At 70.9% G+C, this 19,579-nt stretch carries 19 protein-coding genes; 14 read left to right on the forward strand and 5 right to left on the reverse strand.

Annotated features, from left to right (window positions below; translation table 11 throughout):
• Nucleotides 1–6: 6 nt before the first annotated feature.
• Complete coding sequence (locus O2W18_RS21340) at nt 7–207, reverse strand: hypothetical protein (RefSeq protein ID WP_269160231.1); 201 nt, start codon at nt 205–207, stop codon at nt 7–9.
• Between the two features lie 72 nt (nt 208–279).
• Nucleotides 280–1,593, reverse strand: coding sequence for an MFS transporter (locus O2W18_RS21345; protein ID WP_269189427.1), 1,314 nt, complete (start codon nt 1,591–1,593; stop codon nt 280–282).
• A 69-nt stretch (nt 1,594–1,662) separates the two neighbouring features.
• On the opposite strand from O2W18_RS21345, the gene O2W18_RS21350 reads away from it, so the two are divergent.
• The 4 genes from O2W18_RS21350 (at nt 1,663) to O2W18_RS21365 (ending at nt 5,647) form a co-directional block, all read left to right on the forward strand.
• Nucleotides 1,663–2,232 carry an ArsR/SmtB family transcription factor gene (locus O2W18_RS21350; RefSeq protein ID WP_269189428.1) on the forward strand — a complete coding sequence of 190 codons (570 nt, stop codon included), beginning with the start codon at nt 1,663–1,665 and terminating at the stop codon, nt 2,230–2,232.
• Nucleotides 2,233–2,281: 49 nt separating this feature from the next.
• A complete protein-coding gene (gene hflX / locus O2W18_RS21355; protein WP_269189429.1) occupies nt 2,282–3,778 on the forward strand; it encodes a GTPase HflX in 1,497 nt (498 codons plus the stop codon).
• 101 nt (nt 3,779–3,879) lie between these two features.
• Nucleotides 3,880–4,608 carry a phosphatase PAP2 family protein gene (locus O2W18_RS21360; protein WP_269189430.1) on the forward strand — a complete coding sequence of 243 codons (729 nt, stop codon included), beginning with the start codon at nt 3,880–3,882 and terminating at the stop codon, nt 4,606–4,608.
• Nucleotides 4,580–5,647 (forward strand): hypothetical protein, encoded by a 1,068-nt coding sequence (locus tag O2W18_RS21365; RefSeq protein ID WP_269189431.1) that lies wholly within the window; start codon nt 4,580–4,582, stop codon nt 5,645–5,647. Before O2W18_RS21360 ends, O2W18_RS21365 begins: the two co-directional genes overlap by 29 nt.
• Before the next feature lie 108 nt (nt 5,648–5,755).
• On the opposite strand, the gene lexA is transcribed toward O2W18_RS21365, so the two are convergent.
• Nucleotides 5,756–6,580: a transcriptional repressor LexA gene (gene lexA, locus O2W18_RS21370; RefSeq protein ID WP_269189432.1), complete on the reverse strand. Its 825-nt coding sequence runs from the start codon at nt 6,578–6,580 to the stop codon at nt 5,756–5,758.
• A 267-nt stretch (nt 6,581–6,847) separates the two neighbouring features.
• On the opposite strand from lexA, the gene O2W18_RS21375 reads away from it, so the two are divergent.
• From O2W18_RS21375 to O2W18_RS21395, 5 genes are all read left to right on the forward strand, one after another.
• A complete protein-coding gene (locus O2W18_RS21375) occupies nt 6,848–7,432 on the forward strand; it encodes a LysM peptidoglycan-binding domain-containing protein (protein WP_269189433.1) in 585 nt (194 codons plus the stop codon).
• Between the two features lie 417 nt (nt 7,433–7,849).
• The gene (gene nrdR, locus O2W18_RS21380) at nt 7,850–8,443 is read left to right on the forward strand and encodes a transcriptional regulator NrdR (RefSeq protein ID WP_269189434.1); all 594 of its coding nucleotides are present in this window, start codon (nt 7,850–7,852) and stop codon (nt 8,441–8,443) included.
• Nucleotides 8,444–8,573: 130 nt separating this feature from the next.
• Nucleotides 8,574–11,459, forward strand: a complete 2,886-nt coding sequence (locus tag O2W18_RS21385) for a vitamin B12-dependent ribonucleotide reductase (protein WP_269189435.1) — start codon at nt 8,574–8,576, stop codon at nt 11,457–11,459.
• Nucleotides 11,460–11,704: 245 nt separating this feature from the next.
• Nucleotides 11,705–12,250, forward strand: a complete 546-nt coding sequence (locus O2W18_RS21390; RefSeq protein WP_269189436.1) for a hypothetical protein — start codon at nt 11,705–11,707, stop codon at nt 12,248–12,250.
• Between the two features lie 264 nt (nt 12,251–12,514).
• The gene (locus tag O2W18_RS21395) at nt 12,515–13,678 is read left to right on the forward strand and encodes a hypothetical protein (protein ID WP_269189437.1); all 1,164 of its coding nucleotides are present in this window, start codon (nt 12,515–12,517) and stop codon (nt 13,676–13,678) included.
• Nucleotides 13,679–13,802: 124 nt separating this feature from the next.
• Here the strand turns inward: O2W18_RS21395 and O2W18_RS21400 are convergent, their stop codons facing one another.
• On the reverse strand, nt 13,803–14,825 hold the full coding sequence (locus O2W18_RS21400) for a hypothetical protein (protein WP_269189438.1): 1,023 nt from the start codon (nt 14,823–14,825) through the stop codon (nt 13,803–13,805).
• A gap of 3 nt (nt 14,826–14,828) precedes the next feature.
• On the reverse strand, nt 14,829–15,935 hold the full coding sequence (locus O2W18_RS21405) for a hypothetical protein (RefSeq protein ID WP_269189439.1): 1,107 nt from the start codon (nt 15,933–15,935) through the stop codon (nt 14,829–14,831).
• Between the two features lie 992 nt (nt 15,936–16,927).
• Here O2W18_RS21405 and O2W18_RS21410 point away from each other — a divergent pair.
• From O2W18_RS21410 to O2W18_RS21430, 5 genes are all read left to right on the forward strand, one after another.
• A complete protein-coding gene (locus tag O2W18_RS21410) occupies nt 16,928–17,170 on the forward strand; it encodes a hypothetical protein (RefSeq protein WP_269189440.1) in 243 nt (80 codons plus the stop codon).
• A 130-nt stretch (nt 17,171–17,300) separates the two neighbouring features.
• Nucleotides 17,301–17,483 carry a hypothetical protein gene (locus tag O2W18_RS21415; RefSeq protein ID WP_269189441.1) on the forward strand — a complete coding sequence of 61 codons (183 nt, stop codon included), beginning with the start codon at nt 17,301–17,303 and terminating at the stop codon, nt 17,481–17,483.
• Nucleotides 17,484–17,615: 132 nt separating this feature from the next.
• The gene (locus tag O2W18_RS21420; RefSeq protein WP_269189442.1) at nt 17,616–18,452 is read left to right on the forward strand and encodes a TIGR02587 family membrane protein; all 837 of its coding nucleotides are present in this window, start codon (nt 17,616–17,618) and stop codon (nt 18,450–18,452) included.
• A 7-nt stretch (nt 18,453–18,459) separates the two neighbouring features.
• Nucleotides 18,460–18,876 (forward strand): hypothetical protein, encoded by a 417-nt coding sequence (locus O2W18_RS21425; RefSeq protein WP_269189443.1) that lies wholly within the window; start codon nt 18,460–18,462, stop codon nt 18,874–18,876.
• Nucleotides 18,877–18,952: 76 nt separating this feature from the next.
• Nucleotides 18,953–19,573, forward strand: coding sequence for a hypothetical protein (locus tag O2W18_RS21430; RefSeq protein ID WP_269189444.1), 621 nt, complete (start codon nt 18,953–18,955; stop codon nt 19,571–19,573).
• Nucleotides 19,574–19,579 lie beyond the last annotated feature (6 nt).

Here is a 19,579-nt window from a genome sequence, read left to right on the forward strand (position 1 = left end):
CTCAGGTCAGGGACGGTCGGGCTCGTCGGCCCGCGTCTCCGGGTCGTCGGTGGGCGCTTCGGGCTTGTCGCCGGGCCCGACGTTCCCGGTGCCGCGGGGAGCTCCGCGGCCGGTGTCCTGGTCGGCGCCGCCGAAGACGTTGCGCGGCGGGTCGAGGCCGGCGGGGTCGCGGCCGGGGTCGTCGAGCTCCTCGTCAGGGCTGGTCATCGTCGTCCTCTCGAGCGGTGGACCGTGCCCCGCCGCCCTACCCGGCACCCGGCCGGCCAACCGGCCGGCTGCTCAGCCGGAGCGTTCGGGGTCGTTTCCGGCAGTGGGCGCCCGGGCCTCGGGCACGGTGGTCACGGCGGACGACGGGAGATCCGGCCCGTCGGGCAGCTCGCGCATCCGGATGAGCGGGCTCAGCACCACCCAGCCGGCCGCCAGCACCTGACCGCCCGCGGCGATCCACAGCGCGGGCAGCACCCCGAGCCAGGTGCCCAGGACCCCGCCGAGCAGCCCGCCCAGCGGCATGGTGCCGAACACGATGAAGCGCACCGAGGCGTTCATCCGGCCCAGCAGCGCCGGCGGGCAGAGCCGCTGCCGGAAGCTGACCTGGGTGATGTTGTAGACGACCACCGCCCAGCTGAAGCCGAACTGGCCGAGCGTGAGGAAGACCAGCGGGGCGCCGACGGCGGCCAGTGGGGTGAGCGCGGTGAACGGCACCATCACCATGATCGCCAGCGGGATGGCGCGGCCCTCCCCGACGCTGCGGGCGAACCGCGCCGCCGTCGCCGCGCCGACCAGGCCACCCACGGCGCCGGCGGAGAAGACCAGCCCGAGCGTGCTCTCGGAGAGCTCCAGCCGGCGCAGCGCGTAGAGCACCAGCAGGGTCGTGGTGATCGTGGAGAACAGGTTGGACGTGCCGGTGCAGGCGACGATCCGGCGGAGCAGCGGCTGTCGGACGACGAAGGACAGTCCTTCGCCGATCTCGGTGCGCAGGGACCGCCGGCCGGCCCGGTCGGGGACGGTGTCCGGTTGGTGGATCCGGCCGAGGAACCACGCGGAGAACAGGAAGGACGCCGCGTCGACGGCGATCAGCAGCGGAGCGCCGAGCACCCGCAGCAGCACGCCCGTGATGCCCGGGCCGGCCACTTGGGCGACGGCCCGGCTGGCCTCCAGCTTGCCGTTGCCGTCGACGAGCTGGTCGCGGTCGACCAGCGCCGGCAGGTAGCTCTGGTAGGCGACGTCGAAGAAGACGGTGGCCGTGCCGGTGGCCGCTGCGACGACGAACAGCTGCCCCAGGGTGAGGACGTCGAGGACGTAGGCGATCGGCAGGGTCGCCAGGACGGCGGCCCGCGCCAGGTCGGCGGTGACCAGCACCCGGCGCCGTCGCCAGCGGTCGACCCACGCACCGGCCGGGAGGCCGATGAGCAGGAAGGCGGCGGTCTCCAGCGCGGTCAGCACGCCCATCTCCAGCGGCGTCGCGTCCAGCAGTGACACCGCCAGCACGGGCAGGGCCAGCAGGGTGACCTGGGTGCCGACCTGGCTGACCGTCTCGGCGGCCCACAGCTGCCGGAAGTCGTGGTGCCGCAGCAGGCTCCGTTCGCGGGTCACCGGCGCAGCCTCACGTACTGATTGGGGGGTGTCAATCACTGTCGCAGGCGGACGTCCTACGCTGCCGGGATGGGCGAGGCGGAGACCGGGGCGGGTGCGCGACGGATCCTCGGGGAGCGGCGTCCGGCCACCGACGCCGAGGCGCGCGCCCTGGCCTCCGCCGTCCGGCTGCGGATCCTGCGGCTGTGCCTGGACGAGGCCCTGACGAACAAGGAGATCGCCGCCCGGCTGGGCCGCAACCCGGCCACCGTGCTGCACCACGTCCGCACCCTGGTCGACACCGGCTTCCTCGCCGCCGAGGAGGCGCGGCGTGGTGCCCGCGGCGCCCGGGAGGTGCCGTACCGGGCGACCGGGAAGAGCTGGCTGATGGACGGCGCCGGCGCCTCGGGGACCGCCCGGGACGCCGCGCTCGCCGCGTTCCTCGAGGAGGTCGCCGCCGTGGGGGAGGCCCGGCTGGAGAGCACCCGGCTGGGCCTGCGGCTCGGTGCGGCGGACCTGGCCGAGTTCCGGGAACGGCTGCACCGGCTGCTGGACGAGTACGCCACCCGGCCGGCGGACCCGGGTGCCGAACGCTGGTCGCTGTACCTGGGGATGCATCCGGAGCTCTCCGGTGTTGTACCCGGCGATGACAACAGGTGATGTGACAAGTCGCTCGCCCCACGCTCAGGGGCATGCCACGCTGGAGACGATGACGACAGCCCAGAACCGCGCGATCCTCGACGAGGCCGAAGCCCGTGTCGACAAGGCGCGCGCCAGCATGCCCGACACCAAGCCGGCACCGGCCGGTCAGTGGGACGCCGCCGACGACACCACCGGCTCCTACGTCAAGGAGGAGCGCGGCGCACTCCGTCGGGTCGCGGGGCTCGGCACCGAGCTCACCGACGTCACCGAGGTCGAGTACCGCCAGCTCCGCCTGGAGCGGGTCGTCCTGGTCGGCGTCTGGACCGAGGGGACGGCGGCCGACGCGCAGCGTTCGCTGACCGAGCTCGCCGCGCTCGCCGAGACCGCCGGTTCCCAGGTGCTCGACGCGCTGATGCAGCGCCGGGACAAGCCGGACCCGGCCACCTACGTCGGCTCGGGCAAGGCCGCCGAGCTGCGCGAGGTCGTCGCCGCCACCGGCGCGGACACCGTGATCTGCGACGGGGAGCTGGCCCCCGGCCAGCTCAACCAGCTGGAGAAGGTGCTCAAGGTGAAGGTGGTCGACCGGACCGCCCTGATCCTGGACATCTTCGCCCAGCACGCGACCAGCCGGGAGGGCAAGGCCCAGGTCGAGCTGGCCCAGATGCAGTACATGCTGCCCCGGCTGCGTGGCTGGGGTGAGTCGCTGAGCCGGCAGGCCGGTGGTCGGGTCGCCGGCGGTGGCGGCATCGGCACCCGTGGTCCGGGTGAGACGAAGATCGAGACCGACCGGCGCCGGATCCGGTCCCGGGTGAGCAAGCTGCGCAAGGAGATCGCCGGCATGGCGACCGCCCGCACGACGCAGCGGAACTCCCGTGACCGGAACGCGACGCCGAGCGTCGCGATCGCGGGATACACCAACGCCGGCAAGTCCAGCCTGCTCAACCAGCTCACCGGGGCCGGCGTGCTCGTGCAGGACGCGCTGTTCGCCACCCTGGACCCGACGGTCCGCCGCGCGCAGACGCCCGAGGGGCGCGAGTACACGATGACCGACACGGTCGGGTTCGTGCGCCACCTGCCGCACCAGCTGGTCGACGCGTTCCGCTCCACGCTGGAGGAGGTGGCCGACGCCGACCTGCTCGTCCACGTCGTCGACGGTGCCGACTCCGACCCGCTGGGCCAGATCGACGCGGTGCACACGGTGCTCAACGAGATCGACGCGTCCGCCGTCCCGGAGCTGATCGTCGTGAACAAGGTCGACGCCATGACCGAGGAGGACATGCTGGCGTTGCGCCAGGCGCTCCCCGGGGCGATGTGGGTGTCGGCCCGGACCGGTGAGGGCATCGAGGCGCTCCGCGACGTGATCGCCCAGCGGCTCCCGCACCCGCACATCGACGTCGAGGTCCTCGTGCCCTACGACCGGGGCGACCTGGTCGCCCGGGTGCACCGGGACGGCGAGGTCGTCGAGGAGGCGCACGAGGCGACCGGGACCCGGTTGACCGCGCGTGTCGACGCCGGCCTGGCCGCCCAGCTCGACGGCTTCAGCACACCTGCTGCCGAGGCCTGATCGAGGCTCCACCGCTCCCCGACGCGTGGACGTGTGCGTCGGACCCGTGAGCAGGCTCGTCGGATCACGAGCAGGTCACGGCGCCCCGGTACCGTGAAGCGGTGACCAGGGGAGCGGTGGACCGGCCGGCGGCCACCGGAGGCCGACCGGCTGCACCGGTCATCGGGGTGGGCCGGCCGCCGTGGTGGCTGCTCGTCCTCGCCGCCCTCGTCACCGTCGGGGTGACCGTCAACCTGCTCGGCCGCGGGTGGTTGGAGCGGATGGACCTGCGGGTCTCCGAGGTGACCAGCGTCTGGGCGCTCCGGGACTCCTGGGCCTACTGGCCGATCTGGGTCGTCACCCAGATCGGCGGGCGGGTGACGATCCTCGTCGTCCTGGCCGGCCTGGTCGGCTGGTTGGCCGTGCGGCAACGGACGCTGGTGCCCCTGGTCCGGGTGGTCGTCGCGCTGGCCCTGCTCACCACCGTGGTCTACGCGTTCAAGTGGGGCACCGGTCGCACGGCCCCGGCGTTCCCCGGGTCGTTCTTCCACCTGGACGGGGCCAGCTACCCGTCGGGGCACGTGGCGAACGCCGTCCTGATGTGGGGGGTGGCCCGGTGGCAGGCCGTGGAGTTCGGCCTGCCCCCAGCAGTGCAGCGGGCCACCTGGGTGCTCAGCGTGCTGGGGCCGGTGGCAACAGGTGTGGCCATGGTGGCGCTGGACTTCCACTGGGTCACCGATGCCGTGGTCGGGCTGTCGGTCGGGCTCCTGCTGTTGGGCGTGGTTCACGGACTCGACGCTGTCGGACTGCCACGCTGGGTTCGTGCCAGAGCCGGCCGATCGCAGGCGTAGCCGCGCCCCCCGCCGCAGGGCGGCCGGCGCCGTCCTCGGCGCGCCCGTCGGCCTGCTGGTCGCGTTGGTCCCCGCCGGGTCGGCGGCCGCCGACGACGCTGTCGCCTCCTTCGGCGAGCCGGTCACCCGGTGCGAGATCACCGATCCGCGGCTCCCTGAGCTCTCCGGCCTGGCCAGCGCCGGCGAGGCGATGCTCGCGATGAACGACGGCGGCGACCGCGCCGAGGTGCTCGTGCTCGACGGGGCCTGCACGGTGGGTGAGGTGCGCACCGCGGAGGTCGACCCTTACGACCCCGAGGACCTCGCCCTCGCCGCGGACGGCACCATCTGGTTGGCCGACATCGGGGACAACGCGCAGAGTCGCGAGACGGTCGCGCTGATCGGCCTCCGTCCCGACGGGACCACCGTGCTGAGCAGGTTGACCTACCCCGACGGCCCGCACGACGCGGAGGCGCTGCTGCTCGCGCCCGACGGCACCCCGTACCTGGTGACCAAGGAGGTGCTCGGCGCCAGCTCGGTGTACCGGCCCGATGCGCCCCTCGCCGACGGGGCCACCGTGCCGATGAGCAAGGTGGCCGGGCTCGGGTTCACGTTGACCGGCACGCCGGGCGGTCCCGTGGGCCGGGCCGGACAGTTGCTGGTCACCGGTGGCGCGGTGTCGGCCGACGGCTCACGGATCGCCCTGCGCACCTACACCGACGCCTACGTCTGGCCGCTGAGCGGTTCGGACGTCGCCGGGGCGTTGGCCGGCCCCCCGGTGCGCGTGCCGCTGCCGGAGGCCCCGCAGGGCGAGGCCATCGCCTTCGCGGCCAACGACCGGGACCTGCTCGTCGCCGGGGAGGGGCTGCCCGGGGCGGTGACCCTGGTGCCGGCCGCCGGTGACCTGGCGGCGCCGCCACCGGCGGCGGCCACCGAGGCCGCTGCCGGGTCGCTGGCGACGGCCGGTGGGGTGGCCCCGCTCACCGCCGGCGTCATCGCCGCAGTCGCGGCCACCGTGCTGGTGTGGATCGGCGGCAAGATCCGGCGGCGCCCGGCCTGATCAGCGTCTGGCTCGCTCACCAGCCGGATCGCATGACGACTCGGCCGGATGACGAGCCGAGTTCGATGAGCGCCGGGCCGCACGGCGAGCCCGGCGCCCCGGTAGAACTCAGACCCGGCGCAGCACGGTGACGACCCGGCCGAGGACCGTGGCGTCATCGCCCGGGATCGGCTCGTACGCGGCGTTGTGTGGCAGCAGCCACACGTGCCCGTCGCGCCGCTTGTAGGTCTTCACCGTTGCCTCGCCGTCGATCATCGCGGCGACGATCTCGCCGTTCTCCGCGGTCGGCTGCTGCCGGACGACGACCCAGTCGCCGTCACAGATCGCCGCATCGACCATCGAGTCACCCGCCACCTTCAGCATGAAGAGGGTGCCGTCGCCGACCAGTTCCCGGGGGAGCGGGAAGACGTCCTCGACGGCCTGCTCGGCCAGCACCGGACCACCGGCGGCGATCCGCCCGACGAGGGGCACGTAGGTGGGTCGGGGAGCCGAGGCGTCGTCGACACCGCTGCCCGCTCCGGATCCGGCCAGTGCTGCGGCGGCGTCGTTCGTCGCCGTGGCGGTGCTGTCGCCGGGCAGGCGCACGTCGAGGGCGCGGGGTCGGTTCGGGTCACGGCGCAGCCACCCCTTGCGCTGCAGCACCGACAGCTGGTGGGCCACCGACGAGGCGGAGGAGAGGCCGACCGCCTCCCCGATCTCACGCACCGAGGGCGGGTAGCCACGGCGCTCGATGGAGTCACGGATGACCTCGAGCACCCGCCGCTGCCGCTGGGTCAGACCGTCGCCGTCCGCGGCCCGGTCGGGGAACTCCCGCACCGCGGCTCCCGCCCCCGCGACGGTCGTCGGTGCTGCGCCGTCGGCGGGTGCCGAGTCGGCGGCTCCACGCCGCGAAGGGCTCTTGCCGCCGCGCGCCTTCGGGCCGTCGACCGCCATGTGTCCTCCTCGTCCGGCTGCCTGGGCAGCAGTTCCCGGTGGCGCCCTGCCGTGCCGACAGCCGTGTCACCACGGCGAGCCGGACCGTGGACGCCGTCCTCGATCGCCTCGGAACCGTATCGCCTCGGACGCTCGTGTTCAAACAGGTGTTCGAAGAAGTCGTCGTGTCGGCGTGTTCCTGTCGGGGGTGTGCGGTAGACATCGCACACACGTTCGAATCGAACGTGCGTTCGATGAGCCCGGTACCGAGACACCTGGAGCACCCCGATGGCCATCCCGCAGCTCGAGCGCCCCGTCGCCACCCCGGCCTCGTTGGCGGTCGTGCTCCCGTTCCCGGGGGCTGGTCAGGTGGCGCCCTCGCCCCGCCCGCCGGTGCAGGGTCCGCCCGTGCGGCTGTCGCGGGCGCCTCGCCCGGCACTGCCGGTGGTGCTCCGGCGTGACGTCGGGCGCGCCGAGGCGCGTGCGGGCCGCCGGGTCGGTGTCGTGGACGGTGGCTCGGCCGGTCGCGGCGGTCGCGTGCGGCAGGCAGGCGGCGGGGTGTCGGTGGGTTGGGGTGACCCGGCACCGCTGCGCCTGACCCGGCGCGGGCGGCGGGTGATCGCCGGGCTGTCCATCGCCTTCGGGGTGTCCGTCGCCGCGGCGACGATCGCGATCGAGTCCGGCGGCGCCGGAGGGGGCCTGGAGCTGGCCGGCTCGGCGACGATCGTCGTCCGGTCCGGGGACACCCTGTGGTCCATCGCCGGTGAGATCGCCCCGGAGGAGGACCGGCGCGCCGTCGTCGACGCGCTCCTCGACGTGAACGGCCTCTCCGACGTCGACCTCGTCCCCGGCCAGGTGCTCGAGCTGCCCTGATCGGGCTGCGTGGTGCAGGTGTGCACCACGGCGGGTGGTGAGGGTGGCGGCCGCCCGTCGTCCCTGAGTGCTCCGGCTCGGCCGCCTCCAGGGCGCCCGTGCCTTGGTGGGGCAGGGCTGTTCCGGCGGCGATGGCTGTGGCGAGAGGGGTCCCGAGGGGCGTCCGGGGCAGTTGCGGAAGACGACACGCACCCCGGGGCTTGCACACCTGTGGGGGTGGTCGTACGGTTCCACCACAACATCTAGTAGTTACAGAGCTGTAAGCCCCATCCACAGCCGTTCCACACGTTCTCCCCGGCGCATCCACCGGATGTCCCCGGCGCAGTCCACAGCACGGCCATCGGGTCGGGGTCCGGTCACGGTGTCACGTCGCCGCGACGAGAGCCCTCGCGACACCTCGGGAAGGAGGAGATCGGGATGCGCTGCCCCTTCTGCCACAACCCCGACAGTCGGGTGATCGACTCCCGGGAGACCGACGAGGGAGCGACCACCCGCCGTCGACGCTCCTGCCCGGGATGTGGGCGCCGCTTCACCACCGTGGAGGAGGCCGTCCTCGCCGTCGTCAAGCGCAGCGGCGTCAGCGAGCCCTTCGCCCGGGGGAAGGTCGTCGCCGGTGTGCGGCGGGCCTGTCAGGGACGTCCCGTGGACGAGGACCAACTGGCGTTGCTGGCCCAGCAGGTCGAGGACGCGGTGCGGGCCACCGGCTGCGCCGAGATCCCCAGCAACGAGGTCGGTCTCGCCATCCTCGGACCGCTGCGCGACCTCGACGAGGTGGCCTACCTGCGCTTCGCCAGCGTCTACCGCAGCTTCTCCTCGGTCGCCGACTTCGAGAAGGAGATCGCCGAGCTCCGCGCCGCACCGGCCCGGGGTTCCGTCAGTGCCGGCGACGGACCGCTCGCCGAGCGAGGCGCCGTCGGTGAGGACCAGGAGATGCCTGCGGGCGGGAGCCCCCGCCGGCGGGCCGCCGAGCGTCCGCGGCCGGCCGACACCGGCAACGCCGCCGGCCCGTGAGAACTGTCCGACCCCTCCGCTAGACAGGTCTCGACGAGGAGACCGCACCACCCGGCTCCGGCACCCGCCGGCTTCCCCAGCCGCTCCGCCCGCACCACCGCACCAGTCCGACCCAGGGAGCCCTCGCACGATGACCGAGACAGCCGACCGCCTCACCACCAGCCGGAACCGCCGCACTCCCAAGGCCCCCAGTCGGGGGAAGGGCCTCAAGGTCAAGCGCGTGTTCACCACTGCGGGTGTGCACCCCTACGACGAGGTCGTGTGGGAGCGCCGCGACGTCGTCATGACCAACTGGCGGGACGGCTCGATCAACTTCGAGCAGCGCGGGGTCGAGTTCCCGGCCGAGTGGAGCATCAACGCCACCAACATCGTCACCACCAAGTACTTCCGTGGCGCGGTCGGCAGCCCCCAGCGCGAGACGAGCCTGCGCCAGCTCATCGACCGGGTCGTCCTGACCTACGGCGCGGCCGGCCGCGAGCACGAATACTTCGCCAGCGAGGGCGACGCCGAGCTCTTCGAGCACGAGCTGACCTGGATGTTGCTGCACCAGGTGTTCAGCTTCAACTCGCCGGTCTGGTTCAACGTGGGCACGGCCTCTCCGCAGCAGGTCAGCGCCTGCTTCATCCTGGCCGTCGACGACACGATGGACTCGATCCTGAACTGGTACCGGGAAGAAGGCCTGATCTTCAAGGGCGGCTCCGGCGCCGGCCTGAACCTCTCCCGCATCCGCTCCTCCAAGGAGCTGCTCTCCTCCGGTGGCACCGCGTCCGGGCCGGTCTCCTTCATGCGCGGGGCCGATGCCTCGGCCGGCACCATCAAGTCCGGTGGCGCCACCCGCCGCGCGGCGAAGATGGTCGTCCTCGACATCGACCACCCCGACATCGAGGAGTTCATCGACACCAAGGCGCGCGAGGAGGACAAGATCCGCGCGCTGCGGGACGCCGGGTACGACATGGACCTCGGTGGCCGGGACATCACCAGCGTCCAGTACCAGAACGCCAACAACTCCGTCCGGGTCAACGACGAGTTCATGCGCGCGGTCGAGGAGGGCACCGAGTTCGGGCTGCGGGCCCGTGAGGACAACCGGGTCATCGAGACCGTCGACGCCCGTGAGCTCTTCGGCAAGGTCACCAAGGCGGCCTGGGAGTGCGCCGACCCGGGCATCCAGTACGACGACACCATCAACGACTGGCACACCAACCCCGAGACGGGGCGGATCAACGCCTCGAACCCGTGCTCGGAGTACATGAGCCTGGACAACAGCTCGTGCAACCTGGCGTCGCTGAACCTCATGAAGTTCCTCAAGGACGACGGCACGTTCGACTCCAAGAACTTCGTGAAGTCCGTCGAGCTGATCATCACCGCGATGGACATCTCGATCTGCTTCGCCGACTTCCCGACCGCCCCGATCGGCGAGACCACCCGCGCCTACCGTCAGCTGGGCATCGGCTACGCCAACCTCGGCGCGATGCTCATGGCGACCGGCCACGCCTACGACTCCCGCGGCGGGCAGTCCCTGGCCGCCGCCATCACCTCGCTGATGACCGGCACCGCCTACCGTCGCTCGGCCGAGCTGGCCGGGGTCGTCGGCGCCTATGAGGGCTACGCCCGCAACGCCGACGCCCACGCCCGGGTCATGCGCAAGCACGCTGCCGCCAACGACGCGATCCGCCCGGTCGGGGCCGACGACGCCGACGTGCTCAAGGCCGCGACCGCCGAGTGGCAGGAGTGCCTGACCATCGGCACCGAGAACGGCTGGCGCAACGCGCAGGCCTCGGTGCTGGCCCCCACCGGCACGATCGGCTTCATGATGGACTGCGACACGACCGGCATCGAGCCGGACTTCTCGCTGGTCAAGTTCAAGAAGCTGGTCGGCGGCGGCTCGATGCAGATCGTCAACCAGACGGTCCCGCGGGCGCTGAAGAGCCTGGGCTACCAGGAGGAGCAGGTCGAGGCGATCGTCGAGTACATCGCCGAGCACGGCCACGTCGTCGACGCCCCGAGCCTGCGCCCGGAGCACTACGAGGTGTTCGACTGCGCGATGGGCGAGCGGTCCATCTCCCCGATGGGCCACGTGCGCATGATGGCCGCGGTGCAGCCGTTCATCTCCGGCGCGATCAGCAAGACGGTGAACATGCCCGAGTCGGCGACCGTGGAGGAGGTCGCGGACATCTACTTCCAGGGCTGGAAGATGGGCATCAAGGCGCTGGCCATCTACCGCGACAACTGCAAGGTGGGCCAGCCGCTGTCCGGCGGCAAGGGCAAGAACGACGGCACCAAGGACGAGGCGCCCGTCGTCGAGGCGGCCCCGGCCACCGCACTGTCGCACCCGGTGCGCAAGCGGCTCCCGAAGAAGCGGACGAGCGTCACCACGTCGTTCAGCGTTGCCGGCGCCGAGGGCTACATGACCGCCGGGATGTACGAGGACGGCAGCCTGGGCGAGGTCTTCCTGAAGCTCGGCAAGCAGGGATCGACCCTGGCCGGTGTCATGGACGCCTTCTCGATCGGGATCTCCCTGGCCCTGCAGCACGGGGTGCCGCTGGAGACCTACATCCAGAAGTTCACCAACATGCGGTTCGAGCCGGCCGGCATGACCGACGACCCGGACATCCGGATCGCCCAGTCGGTGATGGACTACATCTTCCGTCGGCTGGCGCTGGACCACCTGCCGGTGGAGAAGCGGGCGAACCTGGGCATCTTCACCGCCGAGGAGCGCTCGGCCCAGGTCGCCGGCTCCTACGGCACCTCGGCCTCGACCCCCTCGGTCGAGGAGGACGACGTCGACCTGGAGCAGCTGCGCGGCTCCGCGCCGATCGAGACCGCCAAGGTGGAGGAGAAGGTCACCCCGGCCGGCCCGACGTCGATCAAGGAGGCCCACTCCTCGGCCGAGCTGCTCGAGCTGGTCACCGGCACCGCCACCGACGCACCGCTGTGCATGACCTGCGGTACGAAGATGCGCCCCGCCGGCAGCTGCTACGTCTGCGAGGGCTGCGGCTCCACCAGCGGCTGCAGCTGATGTCGAGTCTCACCACCACTAGGTCACGGGATTCTCGCGAATAGGTCGCGGATTTTCACCTATAGGTCACTCGGTTCTCCCGAGTAGGTCACGGTGACGCGGGGGGTGCGAGGACCACGTACTGGTCTTGGCACCCCCTGTGTCTTCTGACGGCACACATGTACGGGACTCCTGGACTGCGAAGGAGTCGGCTCCTCTGCCCGACTGCAAAGACAGGCGTCTTCGTGGACCTCTTAGGAGTCAACATGTCGCTCTACCTTCCGGACCTGGACCCCACGACCCGCGAGTTCATGCTCCGCGAGTTCGACAGCGAGCAGGCCGGGTCGCCGTACGTCCCAGCCGTACTCAGCGCCCATGGGTTAAGCGTGTGGCCGACGATGATGCGCAACGCCATCGAGTTCGGTGACGACGACACCCTGATCAACGACCTTTGGGGTACCCCTGCTGTGTTCGTCCAGCAGGAGACGTACCTGCGGCAGGGACTCATCCGCACGAGATCGGTCAACGTCCGGCAAGCCGCCGAGCGACTCGGGACCGGTGAGTTCAACACTTGGTATGTGCGAGGGCTCGCGGCCCGCTTCCTCGACGAAGGCATCAGCCACGTGATGGTCTACCGAGCCGCCGAACCGAAGTGGGCTCCCTCCGGCTGTACGGAACACGAAGGGACCATCGTCCCGGTGCAGGAGGTCTACGACGGTCACCGTGCCCGGTACTGGCCGACCGAGGATCCGGACGCCTTCGCGATTCCGTTCCAGCCCGGCTGTCATCACAGCATCGGTCGGGTCGCGTAGCGCCCGGGCGGATATTACGGCCGAGTTATCGTTCCCTGGGCTCGCCCGGCCGGACCCCGGCCACCCCGGCCACCCCGGCTGGACTGTTAGGACTCGCGGTTACCGTCATCGGGTGCCCCGACAGGTGCTCCGCTCCCGCACTGCGCAGGCAATCGCATGAGTCGTCGCGGCAAGCGCACTCCCCGCCAAGCGCCCACAGTGCCGTCCACTCCGCTGGAACATCGCCTCGCGCAGGTCATGGATCCCCAGGGGGAGACAAGGACGATGATCGAAGCGCTGGACGCCATCGCCGAGGTCCCCGACCTCGTCGAGTCACTTCGCACCAGCGGGCTCGACCTGGGCGATCTGATCAAGGCGCGCAACGAGATGGACTCCATCCATCGCGTTTCCGCTCAGGCAATCCGCCTGTTCGCCCCGCTCGGCTGGGCACCGTCAGGCGCGATGCCCATGACCCCCTACGCGGCAGCCATCGCGTCGCTCGCGAGCGACGGCAAGCAAGCAGCCGAACAGATCCTCGTCGAGGCGTGGGACAACGAACACCGCCTCCGGCGGCCGGTGCAGCAGATCAGCGTCCTCGGCCACCCGGAAGAGGACTACCGCAACCTCTTCCGGCAGCGGTCACTTCTGCTCGGCAAAGCGCTCACCCATCACCAGACCGGAGCCTACGAGGCATCAATCCCTATCGTGCTCGCCCAAATCGAGGGACTGGTCGCCGACGTCACTGGCGGCAAGTTGTTCTTCTCCCGCAACCCGAGCAAGGCAGCGGATGTGGTCGACGCGTCAGCCATCGCTACCCAGCATGAAGCCCTCCCGGTAGTCCGTGACTACTTTTCAGCGGGCATGGACTACACGGCCAGTGAAGGATCGCTGAGCCGACACGGCATCCTTCATGGTCGCGACCTGGGCTACGCCACGCGCATCAACTCGGTCAAGGCGTTCGTGCTGCTTCAAGCCCTGGTGGAGTGGGCGCAACCACTCGTCCAAGCAGAGGTCGCGGCACGGAAAGCAGCGCGCGAAGCGACATGGGCCGGATCGGACGAGGTCGATGAACTCGGCCGCCGCCGCGACGCCCGCGAGTTCCTCGCCACGCGCTTGGCGCTGCGCTACCTGCACTCCTGCCAGATGGGCTGGCACAACCAGTTGGGCAGGTACCGCGACGACCTGCTTCCCCTCGTTGAGTCCCACTTCGTCAAAGATGGACTCCCAGCAGCACACGGGATCGTAATGCACGTTCAGTCCGATGGTCAGTCCTGGTGGGCATGGCGGCAGACCATCAGTGGCTGGTGCCTCGGAACCGGAGCCGTCGGACCCACACCCTCGCAGTGGTTCTACGACGCACCTGTGCCACCCAGGGACGGTCCGAACGAGAGTCCTGAAGCGTGGGGTGGGCGGGAGCATGCTGTCTTGCCCAACTGGCAGTCCGGCTGAGCAGTCTCGGTCGCCGCTTGACCCAACGGGTGTGGCCTGGCGTCCGAGACCAACTAGCCACCGGTCCGAGGACGCCCTCGCGGCGATGGCCGCGTCCGACCAGACGATGTGCTTGCGGCTCGGCTCAAAGTCGGCGGCACGGGCTAGAAGAGGGTGTCCATCTCCACCGTCGGGCGACGCGGTGACCGCTGAACCAAAGAGGATGGGCGCTTCGCGGTCGCACGCCGGGCGATCGTTTTGGCAACTCGTTGTCCCCGGTCCGCCCCAGGGACTTCCGGGACACCAGCCAGGTACCGCCGCCCTGGCTGGCTGCCAGCCCGGCACACTCCAGCAAGGCCAGCGCTTCACGGACGACGGTCACCCCGCCGATGCCGTACTCCCCCTGGAATCTGGTGGCGGTGGCCTGCTCCTCGACGGTGATGTCGGTGCTGCCGCCGCCGAACGCGTTGCGCCACGTCCGGGTCCACAGGTGGGTGGCCAGGTACAGGGGCTTGATTGGGTCGTTTATGAACCCGCGCCGGGATTTGATCGCCACGAAGTGGGCCGCCCGGATGCTCAGCCCTTCATCGAGGTATCCGCCGATGTGCGGGACGCGGTCTCCAGCATGAAGGACGCCGTTGTCAGGGCCTTGAAGCCGTTGGAACGAGTAGTGGGACTCGCGTCGGACGAACTGCACGATGCACGGTGATTCCGCCGGTGAGTACGGGTGGTCAAGGCTGGCGAAGCGCTCACGGATGATGCGGCGGACCGCTGCCAAACCGATGTCCATGTCCACCAGCAGCACGACGTCCACGTGCTGGACCGGGACCAGCCGTCCTCGGGCGTCGGGGACGTGGTCGAAATCGGCGTAGTGGCCGATCTGGGAGCACAACTTGTCGACGCTGTTGTCGTGCAGCTCCATCTTGGCGATCTCGCCGACGATGGCAGTGCCGTCGGTGAACAGGACGGTGAAGTCCGGGGTGTAGGTCTTGCCCTCGACCTTGATTCGGGGAAACCGCTCGAAACGAACGACAGTGTCCTGGATGCCCTTGCCCCAGGTGAAGAGCCACTCCAGCGCGGACACCACATCGACGTGCTGGTCGTAGGTGGTGAACTCCTCAAGCAGGTGCTTCTCTTCGGCTGCGCTGCCGGACGCGGGGGCGGGCATCGGTCAGAAAGGGGAAACCAGGTCATCCAGCGACACGGGCTGCGGCGACGCTGCCTCATCGATCGCCAGGGCTGAGAACTGGTCACCGAGGCTCTGGGTGAGGCGGGAGAGCGCGCCCATGCTGGCCCGAAAACCAGGATGAACTTCGATGACGTCCGGTTCGGTGACGAACACGTCGAAGTTGGACCCGTCAGAGGCGTCGCTGACCACCAAGTGCAGGTAGGGGTTGCGGTGCAGCACCGCGACCGCCAGGTCGCGCTGACTCTCCAGAGCGGCGATCACGTCGCCGGTCGCCTCAGCGTCCACCAGAGTCGGCTGGGGGAGTCGGATGGTGATCGGGTTCAGCGGTTCCTCGTCGACCTGCCGTTCCCGACCGGACAGCAGTTCCCGGCGACGCGCGGCGGCGGTGGCCAACCGGCCCAGGACCTCCCGCTCGAACAGGCCGAAATTGCCGTTGTAGTAGGTCGCTCCGGCCCGTCGCCGTAGGTGCAGGCTGATCACGTCGGCGATGTGCAGCCGAAGTGTCCGGACCGATGCGCCCTCAGCCTCGGTCTCCCGGATGGCCTCATGGTGGGAAGGCCGCAGCGAAGATGCGCGGGCTGCCCAGCCCCGGGTAAGCGAGGAGAAGTCCGAGGGCCTGCGGGCGGTCAGGCGACTGACCTCCACCTCACCGAACTCCGACAAGGCGGTACCGATGTCGGTGAAGTCGTCGTGGTTCAGGAACACCGGCACGACGTCGGGGGCGGCCTTGACGACCCATCGCTCGACCCGCTGCCAGCGCGGATCAGTGGGCGGCACGCTGCCGACGAGGTGGAACACGCCCTCATGTGCGGTCGGCCATGCGCCCAAAACGAAGTCGCCGTGGCTGTCCTCAACATGCAGCAGCGAGACCGGGCCGACGGCGACGAGGGTGAGTACACCCCGGGGGCGAAGCAGCACGAGCGGGTTGTCGCCTGAAAGGAGCACCGTCTCCACGGCGACTGGCTCGGTTGGCGTTCCGGCGGCGCGACCAACGGCCTCGACCAAGGTGCCGAGGTCCTCCCCGCGTTCAGCCCGCTCCCACAAGGAGAAGTCCAAGCGCGTCATCTGCGCGACATCGCGGGTGATCATGGCTTCTCCCTTCCGGTCGGAGCGAACCCGTGCTGCCCATCATTCACGTCGGCGACTGGCAGGCACCTCCACAGGCCAAACGAACAGCCCATAGGAGTCAGAAGAGGAACTGCGCTCGGCCGAACATCCAGGGCCCAAAGTGCTGGGGCTAGAAGCTCCGATTTAAATCGTTCGACCGGCTCTGTCAGACCCCAGCCATACCGTCGGCTAGACCAGAGCCCTGACCACCGGGAGCAACAACAGATGACGCGCAACACTTGGCCGCGCGACAGGTACGTCGGTCGCGGCGGGGGCCTTTACGTTGGGCAAAGTGGGGGCCTGTACGTCGGGCCTGGAGGCGGTGCGTATCCCGGTCCGGGCGGCGGCTTATACCCCGGCCCTGGCGGTGGGCTCTACCCGGGACCGGGCGGCGGGCTGTACCCGGGCTCTACCCGGGACCGGGCGGCGGGCTGTACCCGGGCTCTACCCCGGGCCGGGCGGCGGGCTGTACCCGGGCTCCAGTGGCGGTCTCTACGTCGGGGCCTGCGAAAGCCCGTACCGCAGTAATCAGCCCCCGATGACAGCCCTCATCCCACACCTACGGAGCATCGGCATGACCGACGTTGCGAACACCCTCGCGCAGGCTCACGGGTTGAACCTCTGAGGACTCCGTCGGCTGGTGAGATCCCGAGTGACGGTCGACTGAGACTCGACACCTGCGACAGTCGTCGCAACGGGTCACGGCTCTGGGGGTCGGCGCGATGCCGTCGGCAGTGACGCTCGACGCAGTCACGAACGGATGACCGCCCGCACCAGCGCTGACGTGAGATGACCGAGAGGCCGGGTCCCGCGAGGGGCCTCGCTTCTCGGCGTCCCACCGACCGTCACGGGGAGGGCGACCCCCGTCGCCACGGTCCCCGAGCCCGGCCGGGGACGCACGCAACCTACGAGTTCCCGGCGCAGCGACCGGGTACTGAAGACGCGCCCAGGCGACGACCTCTAGGAGAACGGCCATGCGCGTGGAAGACCTGTCCGGGAACGACGCCACGGTGTACCGGGTGGTGGCCGAGTTGGAGGACGCCAGCTCGGCACCGCATCTCCAGGCCATCGCCGGCCGGGCCGGCCTCGACGTGGAGGAGACCCGTACGGCCCTGCACCGGCTGATGAACAGCGAGCCCAGCCTGGTGCACGAGACCCCCGACCCGAGCCGGACGGAACTCGGTCCGGTCTACGAGCTGGCACCCCGCGGCACCTGAGCCAGCACCGCGGGCAGCCGCCGGGACCGCCTGGACTGCCGGTGGGGTGCAAGTGCCCGGCGAGCATGGGGTGATCGGTGGACGGGTAGAGCCAGCAGGGTCCGTGACCGGTCGTCCTTCGGAGGCAGCCATGCGCACCCACCGTCCCGGCCCGCACGGCGGCATCCGCCGTCGGCTCTTCCCGCTCCTGATGGCGGGCGGGTTCGCCCTGGGCGCCACCGGTTGCTCGGGCGACGAGGTCGAGAACGAGGACATCGCCCCGGTCGAGGACACCGTGGCTCCGGTCGACCCGACGGTGGAACCGGACGAGTAGTCGTCGCGGCGGGAGAGCACCGCATCGACGTGAAGGCCGCGCTGGCGAGCGCGCGGCGCGACGTGCGTGCCCTCGGCGCCCGAGGGCCGTCCCCCGAACCCCGCCATCGGGGGAGCCGACTACGTTGGCCGGGTGGCGGATCGGGGTGACCAGCAGGCGCCACCCCGGACCGAGGATCGGCACCTGCTGGCCAAGAGCAGCGGCCGTGCGTTCGGTGGTGCCCTGCTGTTCGCGCTGCCGCTGCTGATGACCATGGAGATCTGGGAACTCGGCCTGTCCATCCCGAGGTACCGCCTCGGCCTGCTCCTGGCGGCGACCGTGCTGCTCGTCGTCTTCCTCTCCCAGCACTTCGGTGCCGGGATGCCCGGCGTCGGCTGGCCCGGCTACCTGGCCGACGCGGGCGTGGCCTTCGTGATGGCCGCGGTGGCGACGGCGCTGGTCCTCGGGGTGCTCGCGGTGATCAGGCCCGTACAGGGCTGGCAGGACTCCTTGTCGATCATCAGCTTGGAGATGCTCCCGGCCGCCGTGGGGGCGTCGTTCGCGCGCAGCCAGCTGGGCGTCGGCGGCCGGCGGGTCCCGACCACCACCTACGGCGGCGAGCTGCTGCTGATGGCGGCGGGTGCGGTCGTCTTCGCGGCCAACATCGCGCCCACGGAGGAGGTCGTGTTGCTGGCGGCGAAGATGGGCGCCTGGCACCCGGTGGCCCTCGTCGTCCTGTGCCTGGTCCTGATGCACGGCTTCGTGTACTCGGTGGGGTTCCGGGGACAGGAGCCGGCCGTCGGCGGGGTGCTGCGCTCGTTCCTGACCCTGACCGTCGTCGGCTACGTCATCGCGCTGGTCGTGTCGGCCTACCTGCTGTGGACCTTCGGCCGGTTCGACGGGGTGGGTGCGGCCATGGCCGTCACCGAGGCCGTCGTCCTCGCGCTGCCGGCGAGCCTGGGTGCGGCGGCCGCCCGGCTGATCCTGTGAGGACGACGTGAGCGACGCCGAGGACCGCGACGAGACCGGCACCCCCGACGGCGACACCAGCCGCGGCGAGTACCTGCTCGGCGCCCTCGGGGCCGTGGTGGTCCTCCTGGTGCTCGGCTTCCTCGTCCACCAGGCCGTCGTCGTGCGCGACGGGGGTCCCCAGCTGTCGGTCACGGTCACGGAGGCGCAGCAGGTCCAGGGCGGCTGGGCGGTGCCCGTCGAGGTGGTCAACGAGGGCGGCCAGACCGCCCAGCAGGTCGAGGTGACCGGGGTGCTCTCCCGCGACGGCAGTGAGCTCCAGCAGGCGACCGCGACGTTCTCCTACCTCGCGCCGGGCAGCCGGCAGTCGGGGGCCCTGCTGTTCTCCGCGGACCCCACGGACGGCAGGCTGGAGATCCGTCCGGCGGCCTACACGCTGCCCTGACCGGGTAGGGCCCGGCCACGGCGACCAGCCCGGAGCCCCCCGGGCCCGGGCGGCCACCGGCGAGCAGAGGAGTGAGATGACCAGAGATCCCCGTCGCCTGCCGAGCGAGCCCGCTCCCGGCTGGCGGCGTCGCGCCCTCCCACTCGGCGTGGTGCTCCTCGCCTCGGCAGCACTCGTCGGCTGCGGGCAGGACCCCGACCCACTGCAGCCGGAGGTCACAGCCGAGGAGCTCGAGGACGTGCGGGACGAGATCGGCGCACTCGAGCGGCGGGTCGAGGCGCTGGAGGCCGATGGCGCGACCGAACCGACGGCCGATCCGGGGGCTCCGGCCCCGGAGACCTCACCGCCCGCGGAGGCGACTCCGCAGTTCACCGAGGGCGAGGACGTGTCCGTCCGGGCCGAGGTCGTCGGCCTGATCGCCACCACCGACATCGGAACCGCGTTCCGCGTCTCGACGGGCTCCGGGCGGGCCCTCGCGGTCGTGTCGGCGACCCCGGTGCAACCGTTGGAGGTCCAGGACGTCGTCCGGGTCTCCGGGACGGCGACGGCGGTGGACCGCGAGACCTTCGAGCGCGAGTTCGGGATCGCCCCGACGGTCATCTTCGACGACCCGGAGGCCTTCTTCGCCGGGGAGACCGGGCAGATCGCCATCGCCGCCGACCAGGTCGAGCCGCTCGACGGGGCGACCGTCGACTGAACCTGG

This window comes from Modestobacter sp. VKM Ac-2983 (genome assembly GCF_026967885.1).
Taxonomy (GTDB): Bacteria; Actinomycetota; Actinomycetes; order Mycobacteriales; family Geodermatophilaceae; genus Modestobacter.

Bases quoted from the DNA above. Each gene is read 5' to 3' on its own strand.
- O2W18_RS21340 (WP_269160231.1), bottom strand. From the start codon at position 207: ATGACCAGCCCTGACGAGGAGCTCGACGACCCCGGCCGCGACCCCGCC.
- O2W18_RS21350 (WP_269189428.1), top strand. From the start codon at position 1,663: ATGGGCGAGGCGGAGACCGGGGCGGGTGCGCGACGGATCCTCGGGGAG.
- hflX (WP_269189429.1), top strand. From the start codon at position 2,282: ATGACGACAGCCCAGAACCGCGCGATCCTCGACGAGGCCGAAGCCCGT.
- lexA (WP_269189432.1), bottom strand. From the start codon at position 6,580: ATGGCGGTCGACGGCCCGAAGGCGCGCGGCGGCAAGAGCCCTTCGCGG.
- O2W18_RS21375 (WP_269189433.1), top strand. From the start codon at position 6,848: ATGGCCATCCCGCAGCTCGAGCGCCCCGTCGCCACCCCGGCCTCGTTG.
- nrdR (WP_269189434.1), top strand. From the start codon at position 7,850: ATGCGCTGCCCCTTCTGCCACAACCCCGACAGTCGGGTGATCGACTCC.
- O2W18_RS21385 (WP_269189435.1), top strand. From the start codon at position 8,574: ATGACCGAGACAGCCGACCGCCTCACCACCAGCCGGAACCGCCGCACT.
- O2W18_RS21390 (WP_269189436.1), top strand. From the start codon at position 11,705: ATGTCGCTCTACCTTCCGGACCTGGACCCCACGACCCGCGAGTTCATG.
- O2W18_RS21395 (WP_269189437.1), top strand. From the start codon at position 12,515: ATGATCGAAGCGCTGGACGCCATCGCCGAGGTCCCCGACCTCGTCGAG.
- O2W18_RS21400 (WP_269189438.1), bottom strand. From the start codon at position 14,825: ATGCCCGCCCCCGCGTCCGGCAGCGCAGCCGAAGAGAAGCACCTGCTT.
- O2W18_RS21405 (WP_269189439.1), bottom strand. From the start codon at position 15,935: ATGATCACCCGCGATGTCGCGCAGATGACGCGCTTGGACTTCTCCTTG.
- O2W18_RS21410 (WP_269189440.1), top strand. From the start codon at position 16,928: ATGCGCGTGGAAGACCTGTCCGGGAACGACGCCACGGTGTACCGGGTG.
- O2W18_RS21415 (WP_269189441.1), top strand. From the start codon at position 17,301: ATGCGCACCCACCGTCCCGGCCCGCACGGCGGCATCCGCCGTCGGCTC.
- O2W18_RS21430 (WP_269189444.1), top strand. From the start codon at position 18,953: ATGACCAGAGATCCCCGTCGCCTGCCGAGCGAGCCCGCTCCCGGCTGG.